The organism is Desulfonatronospira sp. MSAO_Bac3 (assembly GCF_003838035.1).
Classification (GTDB): Bacteria; Desulfobacterota; Desulfovibrionia; order Desulfovibrionales; family Desulfonatronovibrionaceae; genus Desulfonatronospira; species Desulfonatronospira thiodismutans.
Genome location: NZ_QYZY01000389.1, coordinates 1 through 8,416, shown reverse-complemented (window position 1 = coordinate 8,416; position 8,416 = coordinate 1). Strand labels below are relative to the sequence as shown.

At 55.0% G+C, this 8,416-nt stretch carries 7 protein-coding genes; all 7 read right to left on the bottom strand.

Annotated elements, in window-relative coordinates; genetic code table 11:
• Positions 1-597 (bottom strand): DUF1980 domain-containing protein (locus tag D5S03_RS13695; protein WP_287044482.1); only part of this gene is annotated, 597 nt, incomplete at its 3' end.
• Between the two features lie 9 nt (positions 598-606).
• Positions 607-1,509, bottom strand: a complete 903-nt coding sequence (locus tag D5S03_RS13690; protein ID WP_008871416.1) for a permease — start codon at positions 1,507-1,509, stop codon at positions 607-609.
• Between the two features lie 26 nt (positions 1,510-1,535).
• Positions 1,536-2,552 (bottom strand): protein-tyrosine phosphatase family protein, encoded by a 1,017-nt coding sequence (locus D5S03_RS13685; protein ID WP_040419220.1) that lies wholly within the window; start codon positions 2,550-2,552, stop codon positions 1,536-1,538.
• Positions 2,553-2,574: 22 nt separating this feature from the next.
• Positions 2,575-4,968: a PEP/pyruvate-binding domain-containing protein gene (locus tag D5S03_RS13680; protein WP_008871414.1), complete on the bottom strand. Its 2,394-nt coding sequence runs from the start codon at positions 4,966-4,968 to the stop codon at positions 2,575-2,577.
• The gene (locus tag D5S03_RS13675) at positions 4,968-5,345 is read right to left on the bottom strand and encodes a response regulator (RefSeq protein ID WP_008871413.1); all 378 of its coding nucleotides are present in this window, start codon (positions 5,343-5,345) and stop codon (positions 4,968-4,970) included. Before D5S03_RS13675 ends, D5S03_RS13680 begins: the two co-directional genes overlap by 1 nt.
• Positions 5,323-7,404, bottom strand: coding sequence for a two-component system sensor histidine kinase NtrB (locus D5S03_RS13670; protein ID WP_008871412.1), 2,082 nt, complete (start codon positions 7,402-7,404; stop codon positions 5,323-5,325). The genes D5S03_RS13675 and D5S03_RS13670 overlap by 23 nt, the downstream gene beginning before the upstream one ends.
• Entirely contained in the window at positions 7,397-8,320 is a 924-nt protein-coding gene (locus D5S03_RS13665) for a phosphate/phosphite/phosphonate ABC transporter substrate-binding protein (RefSeq protein ID WP_287044479.1), read from the bottom strand. The genes D5S03_RS13670 and D5S03_RS13665 overlap by 8 nt, the downstream gene beginning before the upstream one ends.
• Positions 8,321-8,416 lie beyond the last annotated feature (96 nt).

Below are 8,416 nucleotides of genomic sequence, written 5' to 3'. Positions count from 1 at the left end.
GTGCCCTGAATCGCTGACCACGATTTTATCACCATCAATGAGCCTGTCAGCCAGGTCCCTGTAATAGTCCTCGTCGTACCAGATGCCCAGTTCGTCGCGCAGGGCCTGCTGTTCTTCCTCCTGCACGTTTTGCTCTTGAGTTTCAAACTCGTATTCTTCCCACCATTCATGGTCAATTTCCCCCGGCTGATCCGTGTACTGCTGCCTTGTCTCTGAAGGGAGCTGATCAGAAGGGGTTGAGGCAACTTCCCGGTAGATTATGCCTTTTTTGTCCACCAGAGAGCTGTCCAAAAGCTTGGGCGGGACCAGAAAGCCGGTCAAAAGGGGCAGGCAGAAGAGGATATACATGGCTGTCCTGGAAAACCTGGAGGCATCCTCGTCGTGGGCGCAGCAGTCGCAGGCCTGGGAGGTGGTTTCCAGACCGCTTGATTCCGCCAGGATGAGCATGGCCCTGTAAGCCGCCAGCAGCAGAAATACAGTGGTGGAGAAGTAGAAAAAGGGCAGCATCTTGGGGGACAGGTAGTACAGGATGTCCCCGGTATATATGAGTTTGACCTGCAGGATGGCCAGGGCGAAAAGGATTATTGTCTTGAGCATGGCTTATTTTTACAACAGAAACTGCATGGTTACAACCAGTGTATAAACAGTGGCGGCTGCCGCGGCAATGAATAAAATAACGAAGCGCAGGGGAAAGTATCCCAGGAGCATGGCCGTGTTTTTAATGTCCAGCATGGGTCCGAACACCAGGAATGCCACGATGGACATGGGAGTGAAGGTGCCGGCGAAGGATGCGGCCACAAAGGCATCCGCAGTGGAGCAAAGCGAGAGCACGTATCCCAGGAGCATCATGACCATGGGGGCGATAAAAGCGGATTCGGTAAAGGCCATGACCGCCTGCTGGCTCATATAGGTTTGAAAAAGCGAGGCCACCCCGGCCCCCAGGATGAAATATTTGCCGATGGTGAAAAATTCGTCAATGCTGTGATCCAGCACCCTTTTCCAGGTGCCGGGACTGAAGAAAGAGGGCCTGGAGTGTGTCTCTCCAGCCATGGGGAGATCCCTGGCAAAGGGGCGACGGCCGCCTGATTCTAAGGCCAGGTAGACAATAAAGCCCACAATAAGGGCTGCCGCAGCAGCCAGGACAAACCTGAGCACAACTACGTCCAGGTTGAACCTGAAGGCATAAAATGTAGAGGCCAGGACCACCGGGTTTAAAATGGGGGCGGCCACGAGGAACACTGTGCCTGCACTTATGGGCATGCCCTTGCGCACCAGTCCGCGCACCACGGGGATTATGGCGCACTCGCATACCGGAAAAACCGCGCTCAGGGCCAGGGCCGGAGGCAGGGAAAGTACCGGGTTTCGGGGCAGCTTTCTTCTGAAGAAGTCCGCGGGGATAAATACCAGTACCAGAGAGGAAAAGAGCGCTCCCAGGAGAATAAACGGGGCGGACTCGAAAACAATGCTCAAAAAGAGCATGGCCGAGGTGTGCAGGGTGTCCAGGGTCATTTACGGCAATACTTTGTCTTGTGTGTTCAGAGCTCTTTTTCAGGTGAAATCCGGTTGTTTCCCTCAGCACATTGCATGAGGATATGGAAAAAGTCCTGGACATACTTTCCGGAGATGACCCGGGTCAAGTCAAAATTTATGTCCTGCTGCAGAAACTGTCCTCCAAAGGCCAGAAAAAGGTTGCGGGAGAGCTGGCCTACCTGATCCATTATATCAGCATATTCTTTTGATCCCAGGTCGCTGTAATCGAAGAGGCGGCAGGCCAGGGGGCGGTGGTGGAAGAAAGAGCACTTGCGGTTCTGGTTCAGGGGGCACAGGGAACATTCCAGGGGCTCATCTCCCTCTCCGGTCCCGTTGGTTCCACAGGCCTTGCGGATGAGCTCCTGCCTGCTTTCCCGGGTTAAAACGGTGTTTATCTTGTGGGAGATGTAAACCGCCTCCACTAAGCTCACCCGGACGTCCAGTGAGCAGCACAGGATATGTTCTCTGCCGCACAGACGCCTCCCCTCCAGGTTTATCTCGACTCTGTTTAGCAGGACCTCCAGGTCCTTGAAGAAAGGGGTGAGATCCACAATGTTTTTTTGTTCCAGGCTGGGCTCACGGATCTGTAGCCGGCCCTGGAGACGCCCGTACTGCCTGAGCAGGCTCCACTGATTGTAGTTGGCCGGCTGGGAGCGCAGGGGATTTAGCAGTTTGTTTACCTTTCTGGAAGTCAGGCCCTTGCGCAGGAGGTAAGCCGCGGTGAGGGTGCCGGTGCGGCCGATGCCGTGGCGGCAGTGTACCAGGACTTTTTTGCCTAAGTAAATGGATTCGTCCATCCATTCCAGGGCGTTGTCCATGGTTTCCATGTCCGGGGTTTCCTCGTCCTCCACAGGCAGGTAGTAAACATCAAAGCCGGCCCGGCGTTCGATTTCCGGCAGGTCCGGGAACTCGGCGCACAGGTTCAGGATGGCGTCAATCCCGGCCTGCTTCAGATGCTGCAGGTGGGCGTGGGACATGGGTGCAGGGCCTACCGCCAGGTAGGGCGTAACCCAGCTTACCAAGCTGCTTTTTTTTTGTTTTTTTCTAAAGGGCCAAAGCTGCATCGATTTCCTCTATTATTTGCCTGGCCAGGTCGTTTACATCCAGCCTGTGCATGCTCATGTCCAGAAGCCTGGTCCTGCCCAGGAGGTAGCCCAGTACCAGCATGGACCGCCAGATAGCCTGCTCGTCCTCGCGGGCTGTTTCAGCGCTCAGCATATCTCCCTTGATAAAGCAGGTAAAGCCGAATTGTTCCAGGACGATTTTGATTGCCTCAAGCCTTAATATCTTCTGCTCTTCGCGGGCTCCTCCTCCCTTGAAGCTGAACTGGGCGTAGTTCTGATCCCTGTTGGAACTCATGAGGGAGTCCACCACTGCAAAATGGTAACCAAAGCGGATCTGGGCATGCATGTAATCCCTGGCCACCAGGGCATAGCTGCTGAGGGCAGCGGACTTGGCCGGGTCGAAGATGCCTGCGCTCATTCGGTCGAATTCCTGCCAGTCGAAATGCCAGGTGCTGTGATCCCACTTGATGCTTTTCCAGGTCAAGCCCTGAAACAGTGCCTGAAAGGGTTTGCTGGCCACCTGGTCCAGGGTGATGCGCTCCTGTTTTTCCGCTGAAGGGTGCAGCCCCTCTTCCAGGTCCAGGACACGAAAGGACATAGGAATCTCCAGCTCAAGGATTCTGGAGCTGCCCAGGCCTTTGCCCCTGGACCCGGACAGGGAGAACATTTCGCGGACCCCCATTTCATGGGTGAACCTGATGATATCATGCACGGAGCGGCAGTTCTGGGGGATAAAATCTTCTGACTGGGCGTCTTTCAGGTTCAGGGTGGAGATGCTTTTAAGCACTGAGCGCATCTTTTCGCCCATCCAGGTCTGCCTCTGGGTGGGAGCTGACTGTGCAGCCTGGGACCGTCCCTCGTGTACAGTGCCGCGATAACCGTCCACTGTAACCCAGAGGCCGTCTTCCCACTGCGGCATGTCTTTATCCACATTGATAACCGCCGGGACTGCCTCTTCCCTGGCTATAGTGGCCAGGTGACTGGCCGCACTGCCTTCCAGGGCTATAATTGCGCTTATCCTGTCCAGAACCGCTGTCAGTTCCGGATAGAGGCCTGGAGTAACTACGATGACATCTTTGGGAATCTGGGAAATGTTCTCCCGGGAGCGCAGCCTGAAAACCGGGCCCTGGGCCATGCCCGGAGAGGCCCACTGGCCTTTGCACAAGACCGGCAGGTCAGGTTCCAAACCTTTTTGCCCTTCGCTGGCACTGTGAAAAGGACGGGTCTGGACCAGGATGACTCGGTCCTGCTGGTCTGCTACCCACTCGATGTCCTGGGGAAATTCAAAATAATTTTCAAGCTCCAGGGCAAAGCGGTGCAGGTCTGGCAGATAGGCTGGATGATCACTGGAGGGGGCAGGCTCTTTGTCTTTTTCCAGGAAATATTCCCTGGCCCTGGCTTCCCCGCCCACCAGCTTGTCTCCCAGCCCGGAAACAGTGTAGATGCCCATATGTTCTGGATGATTCACATCTGAGGTGTAGATCACCCCGCTTTCCCGGGCCGGCAGCATTTCCAGCACCAGCACGGCCATGGACAGGAGCTCGTCGGGGAAACCGGCTCTTATGCGGTAGCTCAAGGCCCGGGGGGAGTATTTTCCGGCCAGGACTTCCTTGTAGGCCTGGACCCAGTTTTCACGGTCCACGTTTAAAAGGCTTTCGTACTGCCCGGCGAAGCTTAGCTCACTGTCCTCTCCAAAGGCGCTGGAACGAAAGGCCAGTCTTCCTTGAGGCATTTCCTGGAGCCTGTCCTGGAGGGCCAGGTACAGGTCCTGGGGGATTTCTGCATCCAGGACAAGCTGTTGCAGCTGCCTGGAGTATTCTTCCAGGTCTGCCGAGTCCAGGCAGATGTTCCCCAGGATTTCGTTTATGCGGGGGCGCAGATTGTTTGCGTTTAAAAAGTGATTGAAGGCCCGGGTGGTGATGCAAAAGCCCCGGGGAACAGGAAAGCCTTTTTTGCTGATCAGGGCCAGGTTGTGGGCCTTGCCTCCCAGAAGCTCCTGGCTGGCGTGCGGTGAGTCCAGGTTTAGAAACCAGGGGCGCTCATCCGGGCCTGACTGCACGTCGAGAGCAAGCTCCACGTAAAAGGAGACTTTTTTTTTGTAATCCTTGAGCACCCTGTAGCGAAGCGGATTCAGGGCCACCAGGCTCTTGACCAGCATGTCCACGTCCCGCAGGAGCTCTCTGCACAGCCTGGCCACCCGGGCATAATCACAGTGCAGGCCGCGGTAATGGATTTCCTCGATTTCGGCCATTTTTTCCAGGCAGTGCCTGTCCTGGGCCAGCAGGTCCCTGAAGTACTGGTATTTTCGGCGTAGCTGGGCCCCGGGGGCAAAGACCTGCCTGGACCAGTAGCCAAGGAGCTGGGTAAGCCACATCAGCCCGGCCCCTTTGCCTCATCGGCCAGGACCTGGGCCACCTTTTCCTCGAGTTCGTGCTTGTCTATGGGCTTGACCAGGTACTCGTCCGCTCCCAGCTGCAGAGCCCTCTGGGCGGTTTCCAGGGTGGGATATCCCGTGAGCATGAGCACCCTGAGACCGGGAGTTATCTTTTTGGCTTCTTCCAGAACGTCCACCCCGCTCATCTTTTTGAGCTTGATGTCCAGTATGGCCAGGTCCACGTGGTTTTCCCTGAGATGGGCGAAAAAATCGTCCTCCTCGGTGAAGGGATGCACTGTATGTCCTTTGCGTCCAAGAATCCTCTGCACCAGAATGGTGGCGTCCTGGACGTCGTCAAGTACTGCAATGACCGCCATCTTCGTTCTCCTTTTCAAGGGTTTTTCCTTCCAGGGGCAGCTCTACGATAAATACTGTACCCGGGCCGTAACTCGGTGATCTGGGAAAATCCCGGGGCAGGTATTCCACAGGCGGGGGGCTAAGCGCCGATATATCCCCGCCATGGTCCTTGATAATGCCGAAGGACACAGACAGGCCAAGCCCGGTGCCTTTGCCCACGCTCTTGGTGGTGAAGAAGGGATCGAAGATCTTGCTCAGGGACTCTTCTTCTATTCCTGCGCCGGTATCAGCTATGCTGATTATGATTCTCTGCCTGTGGGCGCAAAGCTTGGATTTGACGTATATAACTCCGTCCTGGCCTATGGCGTCTGCAGCATTGTTTATGAGGTTGAGCCAGACCTGCTTCAGGCGTTCGTGATCGCCGACAAAAGGAGGAATATTGGGGTCCAAAGATTTATAGATCCTTATATGGCTCAGGGACAGGACATGCTCCACCAGCTTGATGACTTCTTCCAGGGACCTGTTCATGTCCACAGGCTGGGAGGTGGACTGTGAATATCTGGAAAAGCCCAGAAGGTCGGCAACTATTTTGCGGCAGATCTTGGTCTGCTTTTCTATGGTCTTTAAGTCCTCTGCCCACTCATCATTTTCCACCTCTTCCAGAAGCAGCTGGGTATAGCCCAGGATAATCCCCAGGGGGGTGTTGATCTCGTGGGCCACCCCTCCGGCCAGGCGACCCAGGTCCTCCATTTTCTGGGACTGGATGAGCTGCTCCTGATACTTCTTGAGCATGGTTATATCCCGGGCGGTGAGCAACAGTCCGATAATGTTTTTTTCCTGGTCGTAAACAGGGACTTTGAGTACGTGCATCCATACTTCCCGCCCTTTTCTGCTCAGGGTCACCTCCTTGGACAGGGGCCTGCCTGTGGACAGAATCTGGCGGTCCTCGTGGTAGTTGCTGTCTGCCTGTTCTTCCGGAAAGATTTCAAAGTCCGTCCTGCCCAGGATGTCATCTTCTTTGAGATCGAAATAGTCGCAAAAGGCCTTGCTGGCAAACTGATACTTGAGATTTCTGTCCTGCAGGGTGATAAAGTCCGGGGTGACGTTCATTATTGTTTTGAGAAGCCCCTGCTGCTGGACAATGGTTTTTTCCCGCTCAATCAGTTCGTTGATGTGATTTTTTACAGTCAGGGCCATGACGTCAAAGGCCTCGGACAGGTCCTGGATCTCATCGCCTACCAGTTGTCTGTATACTCTGCATTTGCGGCAGTTTTCAATCTTTTGCCTGTGGCCTATGTTCTGGCAGTCCTCGCACAGGGTTTCCGGGATATACCAGCAGCGCCGTCTTGTGTCTGCGTAGGCGGGGCACTCCTGTTTGCCGCACTGCATTATTTCCCAGCAATGCCTGCGAGGCTCTGAGCTGGTCTGGATGTCCAGGTTGCCCTGTACCACCTCTTCAGCGGACCAGCGCAGCTTGTTCAGACGTCTGGTGACAGTGGTGGCGAACCAGGATGAAAGCACCAGGCCCAGGGTGAGCACCCCCAGGGTGGTCAGAAGAGCGGTCCAGCGCTGGCGCTGGATTAGAATCTCCAGGTGGTCCCTGGACAGACCCAGCCGCACCGTGCCCAGGTTCCTGTCTCCGAGAAGGACAGGAGAAGCGCAGTCGTATATGGTGCCTTTTTCCGTGGACAAAAGCAGAGGCTGAGGGTCTGAGGGGTCCATATTCACCTGGAGCAGGTCGGTGGGAAATCCTCCGGTAAAGGTATGGGACAAGACGTTACCCTCGGTGTCAATCAAGAAGACGTATACCACGTCTTCATACTGGGTGTGAACGTTGTCGATGAGGTTTTTCATCTGCAGGAAATCCGTGGCCAGTATGGGTTCGGCCAGACGGAAGGCCAGACCGGAGCTAAGGGCGCTGCCCCGCTTTTTGCCCTCTTCCAGAAGGGCGGTGGAGGCCATGTTGGACAGGGTCAGCCCGATTATAACGCAGCTTAAGATCAGCATGGCCGCCATGCCCAGGGTGATCTTGGTCCTGAACCTGAGCCGGAAAAGAAAGCTCTTCAACCTGTCAGTCAAGCTCCAGCCCTACCTTTTTGCTAAGATCCCGGATGGGATCGAAATCCTCATCACTTGAAGGGACAAAACCTTTGAAACGCGCCGCTTCCAGTATGTCCCTATGTTCGGGATCGTCGTAATCCAGTTTGAGCATGGCCTCTTTAATTTTTGCAACAGTTTCATCTGTAAGCCTTGGGCTGTGTGCGTAGACCCACCCCGGATACCACCTGCTGTGATCAATGACTTTGATTTGACGGGTATCGATCTTGTCTTCCACCACGCTCAGGGAGCCTTCCCGGATGGCACCGATATCATGCAGCCCGGAATAAACTCCGAGGATCACGTTTTCCTGCCTGCCTCCTGCAAATACAACTTCTGCAAAATCATCAAGGGTTATTTCGTGTTCCACAAAGTGGCCCAGGACAAAGAGGTATCCCCCGGCAGAGGAAGGATCCACTGCAACCCAGGAGGTGCCCTTGCAGTCTTCTAAGGTCTGTATTTCCTGGTTATCCCTGCGGGCTATAATCTTGCCCCGGAACTCGGCCCTCCCGTCCTCTTCAATAATGCGGGTGAAGGCTTCTCCGCCGAAGCGACCGGCCAGCTTGGCGTAGACAAAGGGGTTGGAAAAGGAAATGTCTATTTTTCCCTGGCCGAATTTATTTATATGATCGTCGAAAGTATCCGGAAACACCTGGCGGATGGACAGCCCGGTTTCCTGAGACAGGTACTCCACCAGACGGTTGTGCCGCTGAAAGGATTCCGTATGGGAGTACTGGGGAAGATAGGCATAAGTCAGTGCGGCGGCCTGGGGCCTGATGGAGATCTCCTCGCGTTTTTCCAGGCTCACCTTGACCGGGGTTTCGTCCTCGCCGCAGGAAAAAAGAAACCCTATCGACAGGACAAGAATCATCAGGCAAAGCACGCTTTTTTTGTGCATAAAGTCAACCTTTTCAATATCCAAAGCGGGCTACGCCCGCAACCCAATAAAGAAAAGAGCTATTTGACAGGATTAACCACGCCAAAGACGCGTGGC